Origin of the sequence: Streptomyces sp. CBMA29, assembly GCF_014596445.1 — a bacterium.
In the GTDB taxonomy this organism is placed as follows: domain Bacteria; phylum Actinomycetota; class Actinomycetes; order Streptomycetales; family Streptomycetaceae; genus Actinacidiphila.
The window spans coordinates 24,395-47,196 of the sequence record NZ_MECL01000019.1; the positions used below are offsets into that span (position 1 = coordinate 24,395).

The 22,802-nt window shown below is 72.3% G+C and carries 19 protein-coding genes and 1 riboswitch; of the genes, 3 read left to right on the plus strand and 16 right to left on the minus strand.

The window, feature by feature from the left end; genetic code table 11:
* Positions 1-75 precede the first annotated feature (75 nt).
* From BGM09_RS03065 to BGM09_RS03085, 5 genes are all read right to left on the minus strand, one after another.
* Positions 76-2,265: a putative bifunctional diguanylate cyclase/phosphodiesterase gene (locus BGM09_RS03065; protein WP_317452503.1), complete on the minus strand. Its 2,190-nt coding sequence runs from the start codon at positions 2,263-2,265 to the stop codon at positions 76-78.
* Positions 2,262-3,077: an SAM-dependent methyltransferase gene (locus BGM09_RS03070; protein ID WP_188279803.1), complete on the minus strand. Its 816-nt coding sequence runs from the start codon at positions 3,075-3,077 to the stop codon at positions 2,262-2,264. The genes BGM09_RS03065 and BGM09_RS03070 overlap by 4 nt, the downstream gene beginning before the upstream one ends.
* A gap of 353 nt (positions 3,078-3,430) precedes the next feature.
* The gene (locus tag BGM09_RS03075) at positions 3,431-4,681 is read right to left on the minus strand and encodes a carbohydrate-binding protein (protein WP_317452504.1); all 1,251 of its coding nucleotides are present in this window, start codon (positions 4,679-4,681) and stop codon (positions 3,431-3,433) included.
* Positions 4,682-4,943: 262 nt separating this feature from the next.
* Positions 4,944-6,353: a peptidase C39 family protein gene (locus BGM09_RS03080; protein WP_188279804.1), complete on the minus strand. Its 1,410-nt coding sequence runs from the start codon at positions 6,351-6,353 to the stop codon at positions 4,944-4,946.
* A gap of 147 nt (positions 6,354-6,500) precedes the next feature.
* Entirely contained in the window at positions 6,501-7,643 is a 1,143-nt protein-coding gene (locus BGM09_RS03085) for a M24 family metallopeptidase (protein ID WP_188279805.1), read from the minus strand.
* 145 nt (positions 7,644-7,788) lie between these two features.
* On the opposite strand from BGM09_RS03085, the gene BGM09_RS03090 reads away from it, so the two are divergent.
* Both BGM09_RS03090 and BGM09_RS03095 read left to right on the plus strand, forming a co-directional pair.
* Positions 7,789-8,388, plus strand: a complete 600-nt coding sequence (locus BGM09_RS03090; protein ID WP_188279806.1) for a uridine kinase — start codon at positions 7,789-7,791, stop codon at positions 8,386-8,388.
* 447 nt (positions 8,389-8,835) lie between these two features.
* The gene (locus BGM09_RS03095) at positions 8,836-10,728 is read left to right on the plus strand and encodes an AAA family ATPase (protein WP_188279807.1); all 1,893 of its coding nucleotides are present in this window, start codon (positions 8,836-8,838) and stop codon (positions 10,726-10,728) included.
* Positions 10,729-10,878: 150 nt separating this feature from the next.
* Here the strand turns inward: BGM09_RS03095 and BGM09_RS03100 are convergent, their stop codons facing one another.
* From BGM09_RS03100 to BGM09_RS03150, 11 genes are all read right to left on the minus strand, one after another.
* Complete coding sequence (locus BGM09_RS03100; RefSeq protein ID WP_188279808.1) at positions 10,879-11,970, minus strand: hemolysin family protein; 1,092 nt, start codon at positions 11,968-11,970, stop codon at positions 10,879-10,881.
* On the minus strand, positions 11,970-13,301 hold the full coding sequence (locus BGM09_RS03105) for a hemolysin family protein (protein ID WP_188279809.1): 1,332 nt from the start codon (positions 13,299-13,301) through the stop codon (positions 11,970-11,972). The genes BGM09_RS03100 and BGM09_RS03105 overlap by 1 nt, the downstream gene beginning before the upstream one ends.
* Before the next feature lie 266 nt (positions 13,302-13,567).
* Positions 13,568-14,065 carry a PH domain-containing protein gene (locus tag BGM09_RS03110; RefSeq protein ID WP_317452505.1) on the minus strand — a complete coding sequence of 166 codons (498 nt, stop codon included), beginning with the start codon at positions 14,063-14,065 and terminating at the stop codon, positions 13,568-13,570.
* Entirely contained in the window at positions 14,062-14,910 is an 849-nt protein-coding gene (gene hisG, locus BGM09_RS03115) for an ATP phosphoribosyltransferase (RefSeq protein ID WP_188279810.1), read from the minus strand. The genes BGM09_RS03110 and hisG overlap by 4 nt, the downstream gene beginning before the upstream one ends.
* Before the next feature lie 115 nt (positions 14,911-15,025).
* The gene (locus BGM09_RS03120; RefSeq protein WP_188279811.1) at positions 15,026-15,298 is read right to left on the minus strand and encodes a phosphoribosyl-ATP diphosphatase; all 273 of its coding nucleotides are present in this window, start codon (positions 15,296-15,298) and stop codon (positions 15,026-15,028) included.
* Between the two features lie 34 nt (positions 15,299-15,332).
* Positions 15,333-15,818, minus strand: coding sequence for a 6,7-dimethyl-8-ribityllumazine synthase (ribH, locus tag BGM09_RS03125; RefSeq protein WP_188279812.1), 486 nt, complete (start codon positions 15,816-15,818; stop codon positions 15,333-15,335).
* 122 nt (positions 15,819-15,940) lie between these two features.
* Complete coding sequence (locus BGM09_RS03130) at positions 15,941-17,233, minus strand: bifunctional 3,4-dihydroxy-2-butanone-4-phosphate synthase/GTP cyclohydrolase II (protein ID WP_223186223.1); 1,293 nt, start codon at positions 17,231-17,233, stop codon at positions 15,941-15,943.
* Positions 17,230-17,922 (minus strand): nicotinamide riboside transporter PnuC, encoded by a 693-nt coding sequence (locus tag BGM09_RS03135; RefSeq protein WP_188279813.1) that lies wholly within the window; start codon positions 17,920-17,922, stop codon positions 17,230-17,232. The genes BGM09_RS03130 and BGM09_RS03135 overlap by 4 nt, the downstream gene beginning before the upstream one ends.
* Positions 17,919-18,551: a riboflavin synthase gene (locus tag BGM09_RS03140; protein ID WP_188279814.1), complete on the minus strand. Its 633-nt coding sequence runs from the start codon at positions 18,549-18,551 to the stop codon at positions 17,919-17,921. The genes BGM09_RS03135 and BGM09_RS03140 overlap by 4 nt, the downstream gene beginning before the upstream one ends.
* Before the next feature lies 1 nt (position 18,552).
* Positions 18,553-19,689 carry a bifunctional diaminohydroxyphosphoribosylaminopyrimidine deaminase/5-amino-6-(5-phosphoribosylamino)uracil reductase RibD gene (gene ribD / locus BGM09_RS03145; RefSeq protein ID WP_188279815.1) on the minus strand — a complete coding sequence of 379 codons (1,137 nt, stop codon included), beginning with the start codon at positions 19,687-19,689 and terminating at the stop codon, positions 18,553-18,555.
* A 149-nt stretch (positions 19,690-19,838) separates the two neighbouring features.
* A riboswitch (FMN riboswitch) is annotated at positions 19,839-19,969 on the minus strand.
* 69 nt (positions 19,970-20,038) lie between these two features.
* On the minus strand, positions 20,039-21,244 hold the full coding sequence (locus BGM09_RS03150) for an ROK family transcriptional regulator (RefSeq protein WP_188279816.1): 1,206 nt from the start codon (positions 21,242-21,244) through the stop codon (positions 20,039-20,041).
* Between the two features lie 183 nt (positions 21,245-21,427).
* Here BGM09_RS03150 and BGM09_RS03155 point away from each other — a divergent pair, with 183 nt between their 5' ends.
* Complete coding sequence (locus tag BGM09_RS03155) at positions 21,428-22,669, plus strand: MFS transporter (RefSeq protein ID WP_188279817.1); 1,242 nt, start codon at positions 21,428-21,430, stop codon at positions 22,667-22,669.
* Positions 22,670-22,802: the final 133 nt, after the last annotated feature.

The window sequence follows — 22,802 nt, forward strand, 5'->3', positions numbered from 1 at the left end:
GCCCGACGCGCCCGAGTGCGTCGTTTCTCACGGCCCCGCGCGATGGCGGAGCCGTGACGACGGGCCGGACAGGTCCTAGCTGGCGTCGGCCAGCGACAGGGTGTGGAGCCGCTCCGGGGGGCCGGGGCGGGCGTAGTACCAGCCCTGGCCGGTGTCGCAGCCGAGGGCGCGCAGATGGTCGGCCTGGGTGCGGGTCTCGACGCCTTCGACGGTGACGGTCAGGTTGAGGGCGTGGGCGAGGGAGACGATACCGCCGACGATCTTGAGATCGACGGGGTCGGCGGCGTGGCCGCGCATGCCGCGCGTGAAGGAGCGGTCGAGCTTGAGGACGCTGACGGGGAGCCAGCGCAGGGAGGACAGGTTGGAGTAGCCGGTGCCGAAGTCGTCGAGGGCGATGGAGACGCCGAGGTCGACTATCTGCCGCAGCGGCTTGAGGGTGTCCTCGTCGGCGCCGATCAGAGCGCTCTCCGTGACCTCAAGGCAGAGCGAGGCGGGGTCGAGGCCGGTGTCCTCCAGGACGCGGGAGACCTCCTGGACCAGCTCGGGGTGGTGCAACTGGATCGGTGAGAGGTTGACGTTGACCCGTGGCGGCGGGCCGCCGCCGATGTGCTCGCTCTGCCAGGCGTACGCCTGGCGGGCGGCCCGCTCCAGGACCCAGCGGCCGAGGCCGACGATGTGTCCCGTGCTCTCGGCGAGCGGGATGAACTGGTCGGGTCCGAGTATGCCGTGGGTGGGGTGGCACCAGCGCACCAGCGCTTCGGCACCGTGCACGGCGCCGTCGTCGAGGCCGACGAGCGGCTGGTACTCGATGAAGAACTCGTCGTGTTCCAGGGCGCTCGGGAGCTGGTTGGTCAGGCCGTGCCGGGTGATGGCGCGGGCGTCGGCGACCGGGTCGGCGACCTCGTACCGGTTGCCGCCCTGTTCCTTGGCGCGGTACATCGTGATGTCGGCGCTGCGCAGGACGTCGGCGGCGATCCGGGACTCGACGGGGCCGTGGACGATGCCGATGCTGCCGTGGACGGGCAGTTCGCGGCCGTCGAGCAGGACCGGGGCGGACAGCGCGTCCAGGATGCGTTCGGCGAGCGCGGTGACCGCGGCGAGGCTCGGCGGGTCGGTGTAGAGGGCGACGAATTCGTCGCCGCCGATCCTGGCGACGAGCTGGTCGGGCGAGGTGACGCAGGACTGGAGGCGTTCGGCGACGGCGACGAGGAGCTGGTCGCCCACCGCGTGGCCGAGGCTGTCGTTGACGGCCTTGAAGCCGTCGAGGTCGAGGTAGCAGACGCCGATGCGGCTGGTGCCGTTGGCGGGGTCGGCGTCGAGCGCGACGTCGAGGCGTTCGAAGAACAGGGCGCGGTTGGGCAGTCCGGTGAGCGCGTCGTGGGTCGCCTGGTGGCGCAGCCGGCGCAGCAGTCCGCGCCGTTCCGTGACGTCCTCGACGAGCGCGAGCTGGTACTGCGGGCGGCCAGTGGCGTCGCGCAGCAGGGACGCCCGTACGTTGGCCCACAAGATGGTGCCGTCGACCCGCTGGTAGGCGCGCTCGACGTCGTACGTGTCGCGTTCGCCGCGTACCAGCTCGCCGTTGAGACGGCGGGTGCCGGTGCCGGTGCCGTCGTCCTTGTGCACCCACTCGGTGACATTGCGGCGCATGGTCAGGGATTCGCTGCCGAACATCCGGGTCATCGCGTCGTTGACCTCGAGGACTTCCCCGTCGAGGTCGGCGATCCCGATGCCGAGGGCGGCGCCCTCGAAGACGGCGCGGAAGCGGGCCTCGCTGGCGGCCAGGGCGCCCTCGGCGTCGCGCTGGGCGTCCAGGGCGGCCCGGATGATGGACTCCTGCTCGCGCAGGGTGCGTTCGCGCAGGGCCCGCGAGAAGCCGACGGCGACCGCGTGCTGGAGGCGTGAGCAGCGGGCCCGGCATTCGTCGGTGTCGAGGCCGGGTCCCGGCGGGCAGTACAGGACGAGGTAGGCGTCGATGACGCCGAGGATGCTGGGCAGCGCCTCGGGGTCGGTGCAGTGCGCGGCGACCAGGGCGGTGCCGACCTCTGCGGCCGGGCGGGGGTCGAACGGGCGGCCCCTGAGAGTGTCGCTCAGCACGCGGGTGAGCGGCAGCAGGTGGTCCTCGAACTCGGCGCGGGTCATCGAGGTGACCGTGACCGGGTAGATGGCGCGTGCCCAGATGGCGGCGAATCTGCGCAGATTGTCGCCGGGGCGTGCGTCGGGCGCTTGCGCTCCCTCGTTTCCGGCCGCGGCCGGGAGCGCGGTCACGCTTTCAGCCCCACACCGGCGAGACCGTGGAGTACGGCGGGGTCGTCGTCGTCGCTGAGCGGCGCCTCGGGGCGCCAGTGCGGCAGCGGGACGACGCCGGGCTCGACGAGTTCGAAGCCGTCGAAGAAGCGTTCCACCTCTTCTTTGGTGCGCATGATCAGCGGGGTGGCGGTGCGCTGGTAGACGGCCTGGACGCCGCGCTGTCCTGAGGGGACGGGGCCGAACTGGAGGGTGGCGTGGGTGACGACCAGGACGCTGCCGGGGGCCAGCGCGTCGCGCAGAGCGGCGACGACCTCGTTCGGATTGTCGGCGTCGGACAGGAAGTGCAGGACGGCGACGAGCAGCAGGCCCATGGGGCGGTCGAAGTCCAGCAGCCGCTTGGTCTCGGGGTTGTCCAGGACCGAGCCGGGGTCGCGGAGGTCGGCGGCGGCGATGGTCGCCTTGTCGTTGCCCTCCAGGACGGCGCGGCTGTGGGCGACGGCGACCGGGTCGTTGTCGACGTACACCACGTGGGCGTCGGGGTTCGCCCGCTGCACCACCTCGTGCACGTTGCCGAAGGTGGGGATGCCGGAGCCGATGTCGAGGAACTGGTCGATGCCGCGGTCCATCGCGAAGCGCACGGCGCGGTGCATGACCGCCCGGTTGGCCTGGCCGATCTTGGGCGCCCCCGGCATGGCCCGCATGGCCAGCCGCGCCGCCTCCCGGTCCACCTCGAAGTTGTGCGAGCCACCGAGGAAGTAGTCGTAGATCCGGGACACGCTGGGCACCGTCAGGTCGATGCCCTGCGGGGCCCAGGAAGGACGGTCGGTCACGGTTGCTGTCTCCAGGTCATCGGGCTCAACGGGCGCGTCGCACACGGTGGTTCGGCCGACGGGCGCGCACCTGTCTACCCTGCGAGGCTACTGATCACGTGTTCGGAGTGAAACACGCGACCGGAGATCCAGGGTCCGTTTTCGGTCAACAACCACCAGCATGTGCATTTGCGAAAACGCGCAGATGCGGACTCGCGCACACACCAGCGCGGGTCCGCTGCCGGTGACGGCCGCGGACCCGCGATAGGTTTTCGGACAGCCTCAGACCAGTTCAGACCAGTTCGACCGACAGCGGTTCAGCGGCCTGTCCGGCCGCCGCCCCGGGTCGTCGGACGGTCACGGTCGGCGGCCGGTCAGCAGGCGCCCTCGTCCTGCCACACGCCCCACTCGCCGGTGGTGCCGGGCTCCTCGTTGGTGGTCCACCACTTGGCCTTCCACTTGTGCCCGTTGTGCGCCACCTCGTTGCCGCCGACGTAGACGGCGGAGGCGGCCCACTGGGCGACCGTGCAGGTGCCGCCGCCGGGCGGGGTGGTCGGCGGTGTGGTCGGCGGCGTCGTGGGCGGGTTGGTGGGAGGCGTGGCGCCCGCGAACTTCACCGAGTACTTGGCGAAGTCCCAGGAGTTCTGCGCCACGCTGCTGCACGTGCCCGAGGTGCTGCCGTTGTTGTCCGGCGGGCTGCACTGGCGGTCGCGGTTGAGCGACCAGAAGGTGAAGCGGCCCATGCCGTGGCTGGTCGCGTAGTCCAGCACGGTCTGGAAGTCGGCCTGGTAGAAGTACTCGCCGGTGTCGCTGCGGCCGTTCATGCCGGAGAAGCCCTCGTGGGCGTACGCGGTGGCGGTGTCCCAGCCGAAGGTGGTCTTCAGCAGGCCGTTGAAGGCGGTGAGCGCGCTGGTCTGCGACGCCGCCCCGTTGAAGCCGCCGTCGAACGGCATGATCGAGAAGTTGTTGGGGGTGAAGCCCTGCGACTTGGCCTCGTTGAGCATCTGCTGGCCGAACCAGCCGGTGCCCGCCGCGGTGCCCGCCGTGGTCACCGAGATGAACAGGCCGGGGTTGTTCTGCTGGAGGATCTTGGCCGCGCCGATCTCGCGCGCGACGGCCGCGGTGTTCTCGTACTCCGGCTCCTCCAGGTCGAAGTCCATCGCCTTGAGCTGGTACTTGGTGACGACCTGCTGGTACGCGGCGGCCGTGGACGCGGCGTCGGAACACGCCTGGCCGAGCTTGGTGCCGCCGTAGCCGCCGATGGAGACGGACACGTCTCCGCCCTTGGCCCGGATCGCGGAGATCACGTTCGCCACCGCCGTGTCGGAGGACACCGCGCTGGTCCCGTCCCATGTGGGGCTGCACCCGCCGCCGTTGGGGGCGAGGATGAAGGCGAGCTGGAACGCCTTCAGGCCGGTCGCGTCCATGATGGCGGTCGCGCTCGGCGGGTTGTTGTCGTTGGGCATCAGATACGGGGCGGCGGCGTACCAGTTGTTGGTCAGGGCGTTCGTCGAGACCGTGGCTCCGCTGGCCTGACTTGGGCCGAGAGCGGCAACGGTGCCGAGCCCGGCCACGGCCAGGGCGACGGCGGCCACGCCCGAGCCGATTGCTTTGAGACGGTTCACGTCTAGCCTCCTGTGGGGGAACGTGGCAGACAGAATCCTGCGGTGACGCGAACCCGTCAATGGTTGGTCCAGACCTTTGGACTAAACCACGAATTGGTCTCTACCACTTCGAGTCCAATTCCCCACGTGCGACGGCCTGTCCACCCCGAACGCACCCGGCCCCGCCCCGTCGCGTACGGGGAGCGGGGCCGGGCCGGAAACGGACGGTCGGTCGGTCGGACGGACGGACAACCGGACAGACAGCAGCCCGGCCGAAGGGATGTCAGACGATGCCGACCGCCGCCAGCGCGCGGCGCTGGCCGGGGCTCGGCTGCGCCGGGAAGTAGACGTAGGCGACACCGCCGGTGCCGCCGCTGACGCCGCCGGTGGCGTTGATCCGCTTGGTGCGGAGCCAGATGGTCTCGAACTGGGCGCGCTTGTAGATGTTGCGCACCGCGTCGTCGCTGGAGCTGGCCGGGTCGTTGGCGACGACGTCGCCGTCCGCGGTGAAGCCCGCGACGCACATCAGGTGGCCCGAGGTTCCGTATCCCGCGCCGTCCAGTTCGGTGGCGAGGAAGGACTGCGAGGTGATGACGGGGATACCGGCCTTGATCAGCCGCTCGATGTCGTCGAGCGAGTGCAGCCGGGTGATGACGCCCTGGAGGTCCTTGTACGTGGCCGCGTAGGCCGCGTTGAAGGGCCAGTTGCCGCATCCCTCGTACTGGTAGTCGTACGTGTAGCGGGCGCCCTGGTCGACCTGGGGGTCGGCGTAGGCGGGGTTCACCCAGGCCAGGTCGGCGGCCGTGGGGCCGCGGCCCCAGTATTCGATGACCATCGTCGAGGAGGTCGGGCTGCACCAGGCTTCGCCGCCGTTGTCGTACTCCGGGTACTCGCCCTTGTGGATGTTCTGCGAGTAGCGCGGCACCGGGAGTTCGACGCCCTTGGCCACGCCCGGCACCGACGCCGGGACGGTGAAGCGGTCCGGGATGTTGGACGCCATCGCGCCGAGCCGCCACACGGTGGGCGTGGCGTGGCTGCCGGGCTTGCGGAAGAGCGTCAGCCGCAGCCGGTACGAGGCCAGCAGCGGGCCCGCGGTGGTGTCGTCGATGGAGAAGGTGTCGGTCCAGATGCTGCTCTTGCCGTCGGTCTGGTCGTCCACCGAGGTACGGCGGATGTCCTCGGGACCGTCGCCCGCGGTCCACCGGCCCATGACGTACGCCGGGGTCGCGGTGCCGTCGGTGTACGTGCCGAGCAGTTCGATCTGGATCCAGGTGCCGGCCGGGGTGTGCGCGTTCCAGGACGCGATCAGCTCGCTGGCGGGGTGCGGCACCCGGCGGACCGGCGAGGTCCAGGTGGCCGACTCCCACGTGGCGGTGGTGCCGGTGTGCGGGTCGGTGTAGTCGAGCGTGCCGGTGGCGCGGCCGATGACCACGCCGGGCCGGCGGCCGGGCAGCGGCAGCGTGCCGTGGTGGGCGCCGAACAGCCAGTCGGGCAGCGAGGTCCAGCCGTGGTAGTCGACGGGGGCGGCGTCGGGCGTGCCGCCGCCTCCCTGGTGTCGCGCGGCGTCGGGAACGGCCGCGCCGGAGGTGGTGGCCGGGGCGGCGGAGGCGGACTGCGCGGACGCGGTCGCGGTGGCCGCGGCCGCCGCGAGCGCGGCGGTCAGTACGGCACGCCGGGGCGCGGGTCTGGTCATGGCGGTGTTCCCCTCGATGTGATCGGGAATTCCTGTCCGCTCCTACGGGTGCATGACAGGTGGCCCCAACTATCGTCGTTCACCGGCCGTTTCCACCAGGGTTTCCGACCGCGCGCCGGGAACAATATTGGACTGGACCACTGGCACTCAACAGGGAAGAACCACCAGGTCACGCCCTGTCAGATTGAGCCGCTCGCCACCGCTTTCCGTACAGACGGCAATATCCTCGATGCGTGCGCCAAACGTGTCGGGCAGATAGATGCCCGGTTCCACGGAGAACGCCATTCCCGGTTCGAGGGGGCGTTTGCTGCCCGCCACGATGTACGGCTCCTCGTGGGTGTCCAGGCCGATGCCGTGTCCGGTGCGGTGGATGAAGTGCTCGCCGTAGCCCGCGTCGGTGATGATGTCCCGGCCGACGGCGTCCAGTTCCTCCGCGGTGACACCGGGCCGTACCGCCGCGGTCTGCGCGGTCTGGGCGCGCAACAGCACGTCGTACAGCTCGCGGAAGGCGGCGGGCGGCTCGCCCACGGCGTAGGTACGGGTGGAGTCCGAGCAGTAGCCCTCCGCGGTGGTGCCGCCGATGTCGATCACCACCGGGTCGCCCGCCCTGATCACCCGGTCCGACACCTCGTGGTGCGGGCTCGCGCCGTTCGGCCCCGACCCGACGATCACGAAGTCGACCCGCTCGTGGCCCGCTTCGATGATGGCGTCCGCGATGTCCTTGGCGACCTCGCGCTCGGTGCGGCCGGGCACCAGCCACTCACCGATCCTGCGGTGCACCCGGTCGATCGCCCCGCCCGCGCGGCGCAGCGCGGCGATCTCCGCCGGGGTCTTGCGCATCCGCAGCTCCGCCAGCACGTCACCGGCGAGGACGGCCTCGGCGTCCGGCAGCGCGGCCCGGAAGGCGAGCAGCTTCTCGGCCCACATGTGGTTGTCGACGGCGAAGCGGGCCATCCCGGCGGGCAGCCGCCGGGCGATCAGCGCGTACGCGTCGTCCGTCTCGTCGAACCCGACGATCTCGATGCCGAGCCCGCCGGCGGGCGACGCCTGGGCTGCGGGCTTCTCCAGCCGCGGCACCACCAGGAAGGGCTCGCCCTCCACCGGCACCACCAGGCACGTCAGCCGCTCCAGCGGCAGCGCCTGATACCCGGTGAGATAGCGCAGGTCCGCGCCGGGCGCCACCAGCAGGGCCTGGACGCCCGCCGTTTCGGCCTCGGTACACGCCCTCGTCAGGCGCTCGGAGGTGTACAGCACGGATGCGGCTGCGCCGCCGCTCTCGGAGTGGGTCACCTTCGCACCGTACCGCCCACCCGGCCGGCGGGAGCGCGGGACCGCCGGCCCACCGACCGGCCCGGCACGGACCCGCGGCCGACCTGCACGGACCACCGGCGCGCGGACACGCGACAGGGCGCGGGCCCACCGTAAGGTCAGGTGGGTGAACGGACTGACGGTACGGGAGCTGGGGCGGCTGCTCGACGGGGCGGAGCCGTCCTGCGGGCGGACGCGGCTGATCGCCGTGGACGGGCACGCGGGCTCGGGCAAGAGCACGCTGGCCGGGCGGCTGGCGGCGGAACTGGGCGGCGCGCCCGTCGTCCATCTGGACGACCTGGCCACGCACGAGGAGCCGTTCGAGTGGACCGGCCGCCTGGCCGAACAGGTGCTGACGCCGCTGAGCGAGGGAAGGGCCGCCCGGCACCAGGTGTACGACTGGACCGCGCGCCGTTTCGCGGGCGAGCGGGAGATCCCGGCCGCGCCGGTCGTGCTGCTGGACGGCGTCGGCAGCGGGCGGCGGGCGCTGCGCCCGTATCTGGCGTTGCTGCTGTGGCTGGAGGTGGACCCGGCGACCGCGCGCCAGCGCGGACTGCTGCGCGACGGACCGGAACTGGCGCATTTCTGGACCGGCTGGTCCCGCGCGGAGGACACGCATTTCGCCGCGGATCCGTCCCGCCCCTTCGCCGACCTTCTGGTGCGCCAGACCGACGACGCCGGCGGCTGCCGGGCCGTCCCGAACCCCGCCCGTGATCACCGGGAGTGACGGCTCGGCGGCAGCCCGCCGCCACTCCCCCGCCGCCGGACACACGTCCGTCAACACCGCTTGACCGGCCGGGTATCCAGCACTTACGTTTTCAACAAGCGGCCGGAGACGGCCGTCGACAAGACGCGGAGCCCCCGGTTGTTCCCCCGTGACCGGGGGCTCTGCCCTGTCTCCGGGCCGGAATCGGCCCGTCGAGAGCCGGTTTTTCTCACTCACGGTCACCGCCCGACGGCCGTACGTCGGGGCCGCGTTCCCCGCGCTCGCGCGGATTCACGCTGTCCCGCAGGTCACGGCACCCTACGGCCCGCGGGACATCGCGGGTACGATGCGAAAAGGGCGGACCGGCAGCCGGGGGTGGACTGTCGCCTGCCCCAACTCCCGCCCGGTGCGCACGGGTTGGGACAGCGGGCGACAGTGCGGCGCGGGGGAACGATTGGTGGGGACTTGATGGACTTCGGCACCGAGCGTCCGGGCGCCCCGGCCGATCTCGCCTGGCTGCGCGGCGTCGACGCGTACACGATGGGCGCCTACGTCCAGGCCGAGGAGGAGTTCAGGACCGCGGTCCGGATCGACCCCGGCATGGCGGACGCCTGGCTCGGGCTGCACGCGCTGCGCGCGGACACCGCCACCGCGCTGCTCCAGATGTACCGGCACCGCGACCGCTTCGGCGAGCAGCGGGCCGCCCACCGCAGGACCCTCAACTCCTGGTACTGGCTGGGCTGGTGGGTGCAGCCGGTGCTGGAGACCAGCCGTGACCTGCTGCTGGCGCACGCCTCGCACTGGCTGGACGGCCGCCATGTCGCCGAGCTGGACCGGGCCCTGGCGGACTGCCCGCCGGTCGACACCGACCCGCAGGTCCGCTTCCTGCACGCCTGCCGTGCCTATCTCGTCAAGGACTGGGAGCGGCTGGTCCGGCACACCGAGCCGCTGCTGGGCGATCCCGTACTCGGCATCGAGGCAGGGCTGTTCGGCGGCATGGCCAGGGTCAGGCTGGAGATGTGCGGCCAGGCCGAGCCGCTGCTGGCCGCCGCCTTGATGCGCTGCCGCAGCGAGCAGCCCCAGCGCAAGGAGCTGCGCTACTGGCTGGCCCGCGCGTACGAGGGCACCGGGCGTACGGCGGCGGCCGTGCCGCTCTACCGGGCGGTGCACCGCGTCGACCCCGCCTTCATGGACACCTCCGCCCGGCTGGCCGCGATCCACGAGACCGACGACGGCCTCGACGAGGGCCTGGGGCTGGCGGCCGTATCGCTGGCCGGGACCGGGCAGGCGATGCCGGAGGGCGGCGTCGACATGGAGTCCGCGCTGCTGGCCGACCCCGGCGAGGGCCGCGGTCCGGGGCCGGAACCCGACGAGTCGCCGCTGTCCGCGGGCCCGCTGGACGACGACGTACGCGGCCGGTCCGCCGCCCCGCTCGGCGGCGCCCTGCCGGTGCAGGTCCCGATGGGCGGCTCCGACCCGGTGCTGCTCACCCAGGCGCTGGCGGAACTGGACAGGATGGTCGGTCTGGAGCCGGTCAAGCGCCAGGTCAAGGCGCTGTCCGCGCAGTTGCGGATGGCCCGGCTGCGGGCCGGACAGGGCCTGCCGGTGCAGCCGCCGAAACGGCACTTCGTCTTCTCCGGGCCCTCCGGCACCGGCAAGACCACCGTCGCCCGCATCCTCGGCCGGGTCTTCTACGCACTCGGGCTGCTCGGCGGCGACCACCTCGTGGAGGCCCAACGCTCCGATCTGGTCGGCGAATTCCTCGGCCAGACCGCGGTGAAGGCCAATGAGCTGATCGACTCCGCGCTCGGCGGCGTGCTCTTCGTGGACGAGGCGTACGCGCTGTCCAACTCCGGCTACAGCAAGGGCGACGCGTACGGCGACGAGGCGCTTCAGGTGCTGCTCAAGCGCGCGGAGGACAACCGCGACCGGCTCGTGGTCATCCTCGCGGGTTACCCCGAGGGGATGGACCGGCTGCTGGCCGCCAACCCCGGACTCAGTTCCCGTTTCACCACCCGCGTCGACTTCCCCAGCTACCGGCCGCTGGAACTCACCCGGATCGGTGAAGTCCTCGCCGCGGAGAACGGCGACCGCTGGGACGAGGAGGCACTGGAGGAGCTGAAGGCCATCGCGGGCCACGTGGTGGACCAGGGCTGGATCGACGAGTTGGGCAACGGACGCCTGCTGCGCACCCTGTACGAGAAGAGCTGCGCCTACCGGGACCTGCGGCTGTCCGAGTACCCGGCCGCGCCCAGCCGCAACGAATTGTCCACCCTGCGCCTGCCCGACCTCATGCAGGCGTACGGCGAAGTCCTCTCGGGGCGCGGCCCCGGAGCGACCCCGACCGACCCGGTCGAGTAGCACCGGGCGGGCCGGGCGGGCCCGCCCGGCCCGTCCGGACCGTCCGGACCGTCCGGACCAGACGCAGAAGGGGGGTGCGGAACCGCTGAACACGCGGTTCCGCACGCCCCTTCGGGCACTGCCCTATCGGACCTACCGGACCTACCGGATCTACCTGACCAGTTCGGCGGAGTCCTCCGCGGCGTGCGGGAGCGGCACCTCCCGGGCGGGGGAAGGCGCGCGGTGGGCGGGGTCCTTCACCTCGCCGACGAGCATTTCGAGGACGTCCTCCAGCGCGACCAGGCCGAGGACCCGTCCCGAGGCGTCCGCGACGGCGGCCAGGTGCGAGGCGGCGCGCCGCATCGCGGTGAGCGCGTCGTCCAGCGGCAGGTCGGCCCGCAGGGTGGTGATCGGCCGCCAGAGCCGCTGCGGCACGGGCCGGTCCAGGTCGTCCGCGTCGAGGACGTCCTTGACGTGGAGGTAGCCGAGGAAGTCCGCGCCCGCGCCCGCGATCGGGAAGCGCGAGTACCCGGTGCGGACCGTCAGCTCCTCGACCTGCCGCGGAGTGGCGGCCGGGTCGAGGGTGATCAGCTCCGCCGGGGTGAGCAGCACTTCGGTGACCGGGCGGGTGCCCAGCTCCAGTGCGTCCTCCAGGCGTTCCTGCTCGTCGATGTCGAGCAGTCCGGCCTGCCGGGCGTCCTCGACCAGCACGGTCAGTTCCGCGCTGGTGAACACGGAGTCGACCTCGTCCTTCGGCTCCACGCCGAAGGCCCGCAGGATCAGCCGGGAGCAGGTGCCGAGCACCGAGATCACCGGGCGGAACACCCTGGCGAAGCCGACGAGACCCGGACTCAGCCACAGCGCGGTCTTCTCCGGTGCGGCCATCGCCAGGTTCTTCGGCACCATCTCGCCGATCACCAGGTGCAGGAAGACCACGACGGCCAGCGCCAGGACGTATCCGATCGGGTGCACGAAGTCCTCGGGGACGCGCACCGCCTCGAAGATCGGTTCCAGCAGGTGCGCGATGGTCGGTTCCGCGACCGCGCCGAGGGTCAACGAGCAGACGGTGATGCCGAACTGGGCGGCGGCCATCATCTGCGGGAGGTGTTCGAGGCCGTACAGCACGGTACGGGCCCTGCGCTGTTCGGCGGCGAGCGGTTCGATCTGGCTGCGGCGGACCGAGACCAGGGCGAATTCCGCGCCGACGAAGAAGCCGTTGCCGAGCACCAGCAGGACGGCGAACAGGAGTTGGAGAGCGCTCATCACGAGCTCGCCTCCCCCGCCACGCGATCCGTACGCACGATCCGTACGCGTTCGGCCCGGTGGTGGGTGACCTCGCGGACCAGCAGCCGCCAGCCGGGCAGTTCGGCCTCGTCGCCCGGTTCGGGAATCCGGGTGAGCAGGTCGGCGACGAGGCCGGCGACCGTCTCGTAGGGTCCCTCGGGGGCCTGCAGGCCGATTCTCGTCAGGGTGTCGATCCGGCAGCTTCCGTCGGCGTCCCAGGCGGGTCCGTCTGCCTCGGCCGCCGGGACCTGCACCAGTTCGGGCAGGTCGGCGGCGTCGTGCTCGTCGCGCACCTCGCCGACCAGTTCCTCGACGATGTCCTCCAGCGTGACGACCCCGGCGGTGCCGCCGTACTCGTCGACGACCACGGCGATCGGCTGCTGGCTGCGCAGCAGCTCCAGGAGCTGCTGGCCCGGCAGGGTCTCCGGGACGAGCAGCGGGGCGACCGCGATCGTCCCCGCGGGGACGCGGTCGCGCTGCTCGGCGGGGACGGCGAGGGCGTCCTTGAGGTGGACCATGCCGATGATGTCGTCAAGCCGCTCCCGGTAGACCGGGAAGCGGGACAGGCCGGTGGCCCTGGTCAGGTTGAGCACATCGGCGGCGGTGGCGGTGTCCTCCAGCGCGCTGACCCGGACGCGGGGGGTCATCACGTTCTCCGCGATGAGGTCGCCGAGCGACAGGGTGCGTACGAAGAGGTCGGCGGTGTCCTGCTCCAGCGTCCCGGCGAGCGCCGAGTGCCGGGCCAGGGAGACCAGTTCCGTGGGGGTACGGGCGGACGCCAGCTCGTCGGCGGGCTCGACTCCGAACAGCCGCACCAGCCGGTTGGCGGCCGTGTTCAGCACTTCGATGACGGGCCGGAAGACGGTGGAGAAGACGCGCTGCGGTCCGGCCACCACCCGGGCGACGGCCAGCGGGCGGGAGACCGCCCAGTTCTTGGGGACGAGTTCGCCGATCACCATCTGGACGGCGGAGGCGACCATCATGCCGACGACGACGGCGATGCCGGGGGCGGCGCCGTCCGGGATGCCGGCCGAGGTCAGCGGGCCGGTCAGCAGGTCGGCGAGTGCGGGTTCCGCCAGCATGCCGACGACCAGCGAGGTGATGGTGATGCCGAGCTGGGTGCCGGAGAGCTGGAAGGAGAGTTTGCGCAGGGCGGCCACGACACTGCGGGCCCGGCGGTCACCGGCCGCGGCGGCGCGTTCGGCCGCGGGGCGCTCCACGGTCACCAGGCCGAATTCGGCGGCGACGAAGAAGCCGTTGGCAAGGATCAGGACGAGGGCTGCCGCGAGCAGCAGCAGTGAGGTGCTCATGAGGCCGCCGCTCCGGATTCCCGGGAGGGAGGGGCGGCGCAGGTACTACCGGACGGTTCGTCCATCGGGGTGTGAGTGTCACTCCTTGGTTGGTCGGGGCCCCGCGGGCGGTGCACCAGGGGTGCGGGGCAAGCGCGGTGGGCGCCGTTCGTCCCCCAGAGTAGCCATTGGCGCCGCGCCCGCGAAGGACGGCGGGGGCAGCGTTCACGGACGGGCTCGCGGACGGGCTCGCGGAAGGGTTCGCCGACGGGTTCACCGCCGCGCGCTCAGTGGTCGGCGGACGTCGTGCCCTGCGCCTCACCCAGCGTCTCCACCAGCGAGCGCAGCAGCCTGGCGTCGTGCAGCGCCTGCTCCTTGGCGATACCGGGCTGGATGCCCATCACGGGCAGCGTCGTGCCGTCGGCGAGGTCGAGATGGACCCAGGCGTCGCCCGGCCGCAGATTGACCCGCACCACCTCGGCCCACGCCAGCCGCCGCTTCACCGTGAGATTCACCACGGTCACGCCGTCGGCCGTCACGGTCACCTTGGGGCGGCTGAGCAGCGCGAGCACCGCGGCGATCAGCACGCCCACCATGATCACGGTGATCCGGTCGCCCGTGCTCCAGGGGCCGGCGCCGTCGTGCGGCATCATCAGCGCGACGACGGTGAGCGCCACCACCAGCGCGGCGCCCAGGGACAGCAGCACCACGCGGGTGACGACGGGACGGAAGGTACGCGGCAGCCCGTCGAGCGCCGCCCGCGTACGGTCCTCGGCGCCGGTCACAGCCGCGCGGCGTGGATGCCGGTGGTCAGGATCGCGCGGGCGCCCAGGTCGTACAGCTCGTCCATGATCCGCTGGGCGTCGCTGGTCGGGACCATGGCGCGGACCGCGACCCAGCCCTCGTGGTGCAGCGGGGAGACGGTGGGCGACTCCAGGCCCGGGGTGAGGGCGACGGCCTTCTCGACCTGCTCGACACGGATGTCGTAGTCCATCATCACGTAGCGCCTGGCGACCAGGACGCCCTGGAGGCGGCGCAGGAACTGCCGGACCTTGGGCTCGTCCGGGTCGGCCCCGGTGCGCCGGATCACCACGGCCTCGGACTCCATGATGGGTTCGCCGAAGGCTTCGAGCCCGGCGTTCCGCAGCGAGGTGCCGGTCTCCACCACGTCGGCGATGGCGTGCGCGACACCGAGCTGGATGGCGGTCTCGACGGCGCCGTCGAGGTGGACGACGGACGCCTCGATGCCGTGGTCCGCGAGGTGCTTCTCGACGACGACCTCGTACGAGGTCGCCACCGTCTTGCCGTTGAGGTCCTGGACGGTGTCGGCGGTGCCGGGCTCGGCCGCGTAGCGGAAGGTGGAGCGGGCGAAGCCGAGCCGGAGGATCTCCTCGGCGACCGCGCCGGAGTCCAGCAGCAGGTCGCGGCCGGTGATGCCGATGTCGAGGCGGCCGGTGCTGACGTAGATCGCGATGTCGCGCGGGCGCAGGTAGAAGAACTCCACCTCGTTGTCCCGGTCGACCAGCACGAGCTCCTTGGACTCCTTGCGCTGCCGGTAGCCGGCCTCATGGAGCATGGCCGCCGCGGGTCCGGACAATGAGCCCTTGTTGGGGACGGCGATGCGCAGCATGAGGACGGTTTCCTTCTCTGAGGCGGGTTTCGGGTCGTGGGCAGGCTGTGGAAGCGGTACGGGTGACGGGGGTGGCGGCCGGCTGCCGCTGAGCGCGTACGGGTCGCGTACGCGCTCAGAGATGGGCGTAGACGTCGTCCAGGGAGATACCCCGGGCGACCATCATCACCTGAACGTGGTACAGCAGTTGGGAGATTTCCTCGGCGGTGGCGTCGGCGCCCTCGTACTCGGCCGCCATCCACACCTCGGCGGCCTCTTCGACCACCTTCTTGCCGATCGCGTGCACGCCCTTGCCCACCAGCTCGGCGGTGCGGGACGTGCTGGGGTCGCCGGTGGCGGCCTTGTGCCGCAACTCGGTGAAGAGCTGCTCGAATGTCTTGTTGGCCATGGTGGGGCCTAGCCTACGGGGAACCGCCGCCTGTTCAGCGCCAGGGTTCGGAGACCGAGCGCAGGATGGTGGCCGTCGCGACGGCCGCGGTGACCGCTTCGTGTCCCTTGTCCTCATTCGATCCCGGCAGTCCGGCGCGGTCCAGCGCCTGCTCCTCGGTGTCGCAGGTGAGGACGCCGAAGCCGACGGGCACACCGCTGTCCACGGCGACCTGGGTCAGCCCGGCGGTGACGCCGTGGGAGACGTACTCGAAGTGCGGGGTGCCGCCGCGGATGATGACGCCGAGCGCCACGATCGCGTCGTAGCCGCGGCCGGCCAGCACCTTGGCGACCACGGGCAGTTCGAAGCTGCCGGGCACGCGCAGCAGCGTCGGCTCGTCGATGCCGAGGTCGTGCAGGGCGCGCATCGCCCCGTCGACCAGGCCGTCCATCACCTGGGTGTGCCACTGCGCCGCGATCACGGCCACACGCAGGTCGCCGCAGTTCTTCACGGTCAGCTCGGGGGCGCCCTTACCGCTCACTTCTCTCCTCGGTGCTCGATGTGCTGTCGTGCCGGTTGTCTCCACCTGATCACCCGTAACAAGGCAATCAGGCATCCCATGGCCATCGCTCGTATCAGGGCGGGGCGTTCTACTGGTTGGCGCTACTGGTTGGCGCAGGTGGTGCTCTGGCCCGCGTCGAGCCACGGCAGGTCGTGGCCCATCCGGTCCCGCTTGGTCCGCAGATAGCGCAGATTGTGCTCCCCGGCGGCGACCGGCATGGGTTCCCTGCCGAGGACGTCGAGGCCGTGCCGGACCAACGCGCCGGTCTTGGCGGGGTTGTTGGTCATCAGCCGCAGCGAGCCGACCCCGAGGTCGGCGAGGATCTGCGCGGCGGCGCCGTAGTCGCGGGCGTCGGCGGGCAGGCCGAGTTCGAGGTTGGCGTCCAGGGTGTCCCGGCCGCGCTCCTGGAGTTCGTACGCGCGCAGCTTGGACATCAGGCCGATGCCCCGGCCCTCGTGGCCGCGCAGGTACAGCACCACGCCCCGGCCCTCCTCGGCGACCTTGCGCAGCGCGGTCTGGAGCTGCGGGCCGCAGTCGCAGCGCTGCGAGCCGAAGACGTCACCGGTCAGGCACTCGGAGTGCACCCGGACCAGGACGTCGGTGCCGTCACCGATGTCGCCCGCGACCAGCGCGATGTGCTCGACGCCGTCGGTGGTGGAGCGGTAGCCGAAGGCGCGGAAGTCGCCGAAGGCGGTGGGCAGCGTCGTCTCGGCCTCGCGGCGGACGGTCGGCTCCGACGAGCGGCGGTACGCGATCAGGTCCTCGATGGAGATGATCGACAGGCCGTGCTTGCGGGCGAAGGGCACCAGCTCGGGCAGCCGGGCCATCGTGCCGTCCTCGCGGGCGATCTCCACGATGGCGGCGGCCGGGTGCAGTCCGGCGAGCCGGGCCAGGTCCACGCCCGCCTCGGTGTGGCCGTTGCGGACCAGGACGCCGCCGGGCCTGGCGCGCAGCGGGAAGACGTGTCCCGGCCGGACGAAGTCGGTGGCCCGCGAGGCGGGGTCGGCCAGCAGCCGTATCGTGGCGGCCCGGTCGGCGGCCGAGATGCCGGTGCTGACGCCGTGCTCGGCACTCGCGTCGACCGTGACGGTGAAGGCGGTGCGCATCGACTCGGTGTTGGCGTCGACCATCTGCGGCAGTTCCAGCCGGTCGAGGTCGGGTTCCTCCAGCGGTACGCAGATCAGCCCGCGGCACTCGGTCATCATGAAGGCGACGATCTCGGGCGTGACCTTCTGCGCGGCCACGATGAGGTCGCCCTCGTTCTCCCGGTCCTCGTCGTCCACCACCACGACCGGGCGGCCCGCGGCGATGTCGGCGATGGCCTGTTCGACCGGGTCGAGCACCAGGTCACCGTCCTCGTACCAGTCGTTGTGCAGTGCGGTCACGGCGTTCATGCCGTCACTCCCTCCGGAACGGTGTTCTGCGAGGTGGAGTCGGAAGCGGCTGCGTCGGAAGCGGTCGTGGCCGCGGCGGCCCTGGTCTGCTGCCACCAGGCGTACATTCCGACGATCACCAGGAAGAAGTAGATGATGTAGACCAGGCCCGAGAACGGCAGCCCGCTGTGGAAGTTGAGCGGTACGCCGACCGCGTCGACCGCCAGCCAGGCGAACCAGAACTCGACCCAGCCGCGCGCCTGGGCGACCATCGCCGCCAGCGTCCCGACGAAGATGTACGCGTCGGGCCACGGGTTCCAGGACAGCGACGGGTAGGCGAGGAAGAGCGAGGCGACGGCCACGGTGCCGAGCCCGGTGGCGACGACGAGCACCGCGCGCTCGCGCCAGGTGGCGAAGCGGACCGCGAGCCGTCCGCTGCCGTCCCGGCCGCGCCGCCACTGGTACCAGCCCCACACGGCGACGGTGATCACCACGAACTGCTTGCCGACGCCGCCGCCGAGGTGCGCGGCCCAGAAGGCGGCCACCAGCACGGCGCCGGAGAGCAGTTGGACCGGCCAGGTGAGCATCGCGCGCCGCCAGCCCAGTGCCAGCGCGCCGAGACCGAGCAGATTGCCGATCATGTCCGACCACATCACGTGCTGGTCGAAGGCGGTGAACGCCTCGCTGTTCAGCCAGTGCAGGGCGCTCACTTCACGGCCTCCGGTCCCGGATCCCGCCCGGTGACGGCCGCGCGCTCGCCCAGCATCCGCTCGACGTACTTGGCGATGACGTCCACTTCGAGGTTGACCGGGTCGCCGGGCTGCTTGAGGCCGAGCGTGGTCAGCGCGAGGGTGGTCGGGATGAGGCTGACGGTGAAGAAGTCGGCGCCCGCGTCCACCACGGTCAGGCTGATGCCGTCGACGGTGATGGAGCCCTTCTCGACCACATAGCGGGACAGGTCGTCGGGGAGCGAGATCGTGACGATCTCCCAGTGCTCGGCGGGCTTGCGCTCCACGACCTCGCCGGTGCCGTCCACATGGCCCTGGACGAGGTGGCCGCCGAGCCGCCCGCCGAGTGCCATCGGGCGCTCCAGGTTGACCCGTGAACCGGGGCCGAGGGCGCCGAGGCTGGAGCGGTTCAGCGTCTCGGCCATCACGTCGGCGGTGAAGTCGTCCTCGCCGAAGTCGACCACGGTCAGGCAGACGCCGTTGACGGCGATGGAGTCGCCGTGTTTGGCGCCCTCGGTCACGACGGGCCCGCGGACCCGGAAGCGGCTGGCGTCGCCCAGGTCCTCGACGCCGGTGATCTCACCCAGTTCTTCGACGATTCCGGTGAACACTTCAGCGCTCCTGAGGAGAGGGGGAGGAGGGGGACACGGCGGGTACGGCAGGTACCGCCGTGACGCGCACGTCGGGCCCGAGGCGGGCGACATCGGTCACGTCGAGCCGCAACGTCCGCGCGATGGTGGTGATTCCTGCGTCGCCGAGCGCGTTGGGCCCGGCGCCGAGCAGCGCGGGGGCCAGATACGCGGTGACCGCGTCGACGGCTCCGGCGGCGACGAACGCCCCGGCCAGCGTCGGCCCGCCCTCCAGCAGTACCGAGCGCACCCCGCGCGTGTGCAGTGCGGCCAGGAGCGCGGCCACATCGACGCCGCCGCCCTCCGTACCGTCCTCGGTCCTGGCGTACGGCAGCCGTACGGTGTCGACGCCCGGCAGGTGGGAGGTGTCGGCGTCCTCGCCGACGGCGATGAGGGTCGGCGCCGCGTCGTCGAGCACGCGGGCGGCGGCGGTGGTACGGGCCCGGGTGTCGACCACGACGCGCAGCGGCTGGGTCACCCCGTCGATGCCGCGTACGGCCAGATGGGGGTCGTCGGCCCGCAGGGTGCCGGAGCCGACCACGACCGCGTCGGACTCCGCGCGCAGTCGGTGCACGTCGGCGCGGGACTCGGCGGAGCTGATCCAGCGGCTCGTACCGTCGGCGGCGGCGATCCGGCCGTCGAGGGTGGCGGCGTACTTCCAGCGCACGTACGGGCGGCCGAGGCGGACCGAGGTGAGCCAGGCGACGTTGACCGCCTCCGCCTCGTCCCGCAGGAGTCCGCCCTCGACCTCGACGCCCGCCGCGCGCAGGGTGGCGGCGCCGCCGGAGGCCGACGGGTTGGGGTCGGCGACCGCGTAGACCACGCGGACGATCCCGGCCTCGGTGAGCGCCTGGGCGCAGGGGCCGGTACGGCCGGTGTGGTTGCAGGGTTCCAGCGTCACCAGGGCGGTGCCGCCCCTGGCCCGCTCACCGGCCGCGAACAGCGCGTGCACCTCCGCGTGCGGGCCGCCGGCCCGCTGGTGCCAGCCCTCGCCGACCCGGGCGCCCTCGGCGTCGAGGATCACGCAGCCGACGACCGGGTTGGGGGCGGTGTCTCCGAGCGCGCGGGCCGACAGCGCGACAGCGCGTCGCATCGCGTCGGTTTCCGTGGCGGTGGCCACCGGGTCCTCCTGCCTCTTCGGGCACGGACTCCGGGGCGTTGGGATGTGGAGCGGGACAACCGAACCATCGCGTACGCCGGTGACGGCCGCGGACCGCTCGCGCTGTGCGCGCGGGGCCGCTGACGGCGGCGTACCCGAGTGAACGCCCGCCGCGCACTGCCTCCCATCCGGACTTTCACCGTCGGTCCAGGAATTTCACCTGGTCAACCGGCCGCTGGCTGCGGACGGGTCGCGGACTGTAACCGCCGGTTCGGAATTACACCGACCCCGGAGTGCGCAAACGTCACTGGTACGGCACCAGTGTGCCACGCACACCCCCGCGGCCTCCAGGGCGTCCGTGTGCCCTGCCTCACACCGCGGGTGCGAACAGTTCCTCCTGGGCCGCGTCCGTGGCCGTGACCACGGCCCCGCGCAGGACGGCGCCGCCGTGCACGGCGCTGGCCCGTACGACGGTCGGCAGCGGTGAGATGCGTGCGAGGCACTCGGCGACGCGTTCGGCCAGGGCGGCCCCTCCGGCCTGGGCGACCTCACCGGCCAGGACGACCCGTCCGGGGTCGAGCACCGCGCAGATGGCTGCGGCCCCGACGGCGATCCGCGAGGCCAGCTCGGCGAGGAAGCCTTCGGCGGCGGCGCCTGCGGCGAGCGCGGCGGTGACGGCCGCGGCGGCCCCCTCGGCCTCGTCGGCGCCCCCGACGGGGATTCCGTGGTCGCGGGCGAGCGCGCAGACGGCGCGGCTGCCGACCAGCCCGTGGTATCCGTTGTCGCAGTCGGTGGCGGTCGGCAGCTCGGGGGTGCCGAGCAGCGGCAGGAAGCCGACCTCGCCTGCTCCGCCCGACGCGCCGCGGCGCAGTTTGCCGTCGAGGACGACGGCGGCGCCGACTCCTCCGCCGATCCAGAGCAGGACGAAGGTGTCGTCGTTCCGCGCGGCGCCCACGCGCTGTTCCGCGACGGCGGCGAGGTTGACCTCGTTCTCCAGCAGCACGGGCACGCCGAGCCGGGAGCGGATCTCGTCGACCAGGTCCGCGTGCCAGGAGCGCAGCGCGTTGGCGGCGCGCAGCCGTCCGGTGACCGGGTCGACGAGGCCGGGCGCGCCGACGGCGACGGTGTGGAGTCCGGTGGCGCCCGCGGTGCGGATGGCGCGGCGCAGCAGTGCGACGCCCTCGGCCACGGTCCCGGCCGGGTCGGCCCCGTCCGGCACGTGCAGGTCGGCGCGGGCGACGGTGCGGCCGAGGAGGTCGGCGATCTCCACGCCGATGCTCTCGACGCGGATGTCGAGTCCGGCGACGTACGCCCGGTCGGCGACGATGCCGTACACCCGCGCGTTGGGTCCGCGTCTGTCCTCGCCCGCCTCGCCGACCACCTCGATCAGTCCGGAGTCCTGGAGCCGCTCGACGAGGTCGGCGACGCTCGGCCGGGACATTCCGGTGAGTTCCTTCAACTGCCCCGCGGTGAGCGGGCCTTCCTGCTGGAGGAGGCGGAGGGCGAGGCGGTCGTTGATGGCGCGGGCGGTGCGCGGTGACGCGTTGCGGCCCGGAAGCGCGCGGGTGACGGTCATGCGGGAATCCTTCCAGACCGGGCCGGTGGGCCCGTACGCCGTACGGCTTCCCGGAGCGGGTGCCCGACCGAAGCGCGGACTGGTCGAGCCCGTGAACCGGTGAGTCGTCGGCCCGGTCACCCCGTTTCCGGGCAGCCGATGACCCCTTAACTTTCAGGTAGCCTTCCTGATAGTTTACGCCGCATGACAACCGCCGCCGCCGACGACAAGACGGCTCCGTCCCGGATCCGCCGGGCCCATATGGCCATCGCCATCGCGTTCGCCGTGCACGGCGCGGCGAGCGGCACCTTCGCCACCCGTATCCCGTGGATCAAGGACCATCTGTCCCTGGGACCCGGCGCTCTCGGCCTGGCGCTGGCCTGTCCCGCGATCGGCTCGTCGCTGATGATGCCGCTGGCCGGACGGCTGATGCACCGCCTCGGCTCCCGTACCGCGCTGCGCGTCCTGCTCGGGATGTGGACGGCCGTACTGGCGCTGCCCGCGGTCATGCCGGGTCTGCCGTGGCTGTGCCTGGCACTGCTCGCCTTCGGAGCCAGCGCGGGCATGGCGGATGTCGTCATGAACGCGATCGGCATCGAGGTGGAGCACCGCAAGGGCAAGTCGATCATGTCGGGGCTGCACGGCATGTGGAGCGTCGGCACCCTGGTGGGCGCGGCGATCGGCGTGCCCGCGGCGCACGCGGGGCTCGACGGCAGGATCCATCTGGGCGCGATGGCCGCGGCGCTGCTGGTGACGAGTTATCTGGTCTGCGCCGGGGTGCCCGACATCCGGCCGGACGCGGACGAGGCCGCGCCGCCGCGGTTCGCCCTGCCGCCGCGCACGGCGCTCGTGATCGGGGCGATCGGCTTCTGCGGGGTGTTCGCGGAGGGCGGCAGCTCCGACTGGTGCGCGGTCTACCTGCGCGATGTCGCCGGGGCCTCGCCCGGCATCGCGGCGGTCGCGTACACCGCGTTCTCCTGCACGATGGCGGTCACCCGGCTGTTCGGCGACTTCGCGGTACGGCGGCTGGGCGCGGTACGGACGCTGCGGTCGGGCGGTGTGCTCGCCACCCTCGGCGGTCTGCTGGTGGTGCTCTCGCATTCGCCGCTGCCCGCCATCGCGGGCTTCGCGCTGCTCGGCATCGGGATATCCGTGGTCGTGCCGCTGTGCTTCGCCGCCGCCGGGCGCAGCGGCCCCCATCCGAGCCAGGCCATCGCGGGCGTCGCCACCGTCACCTACACCTCGGGCCTGGTCGCCCCGGCCGCGATCGGCGGTATCGCCGGGGCCACCTCGCTGACGGTCTCCTTCACGCTGGTCACCGTCCTCACCCTCGGCCTGGTGCTGGGCGCGGGCGTCGTCCGCCCGGCCGCGGGCAAGGAGGTCACCGGCTCCCCCGCGCCCGCGCCGGGGGTCGCCGCCGCGACGGGCGGGGCCGCGGCCGACTGATCCGGTACGGCGACGGCAGGGGCGAGGCCGTACGCGCGGCCCGCGCGGGGAGCGGGGCGGCGGCACGGTCCGGAACGTCCGGGGAACCCTGGGGATTCCCGGGGAAGCGAAGGTCCGGCGGGCACGCACGGGG

Coding starts and splice junctions, on each gene's coding strand:
- BGM09_RS03155 (WP_188279817.1), top strand. CDS start 21,428: ATGACAACCGCCGCCGCCGACGACAAGACGGCTCCGTCCCGGATCCGC.
- hisG (WP_188279810.1), bottom strand. CDS start 14,910: ATGCTGCGCATCGCCGTCCCCAACAAGGGCTCATTGTCCGGACCCGCG.
- BGM09_RS03130 (WP_223186223.1), bottom strand. CDS start 17,233: ATGAACGCCGTGACCGCACTGCACAACGACTGGTACGAGGACGGTGAC.
- BGM09_RS03120 (WP_188279811.1), bottom strand. CDS start 15,298: ATGGCCAACAAGACATTCGAGCAGCTCTTCACCGAGTTGCGGCACAAG.
- BGM09_RS03080 (WP_188279804.1), bottom strand. CDS start 6,353: ATGACCAGACCCGCGCCCCGGCGTGCCGTACTGACCGCCGCGCTCGCG.
- BGM09_RS03100 (WP_188279808.1), bottom strand. CDS start 11,970: ATGAGCGCTCTCCAACTCCTGTTCGCCGTCCTGCTGGTGCTCGGCAAC.
- BGM09_RS03095 (WP_188279807.1), top strand. CDS start 8,836: ATGGACTTCGGCACCGAGCGTCCGGGCGCCCCGGCCGATCTCGCCTGG.
- BGM09_RS03150 (WP_188279816.1), bottom strand. CDS start 21,244: ATGACCGTCACCCGCGCGCTTCCGGGCCGCAACGCGTCACCGCGCACC.
- BGM09_RS03105 (WP_188279809.1), bottom strand. CDS start 13,301: ATGAGCACCTCACTGCTGCTGCTCGCGGCAGCCCTCGTCCTGATCCTT.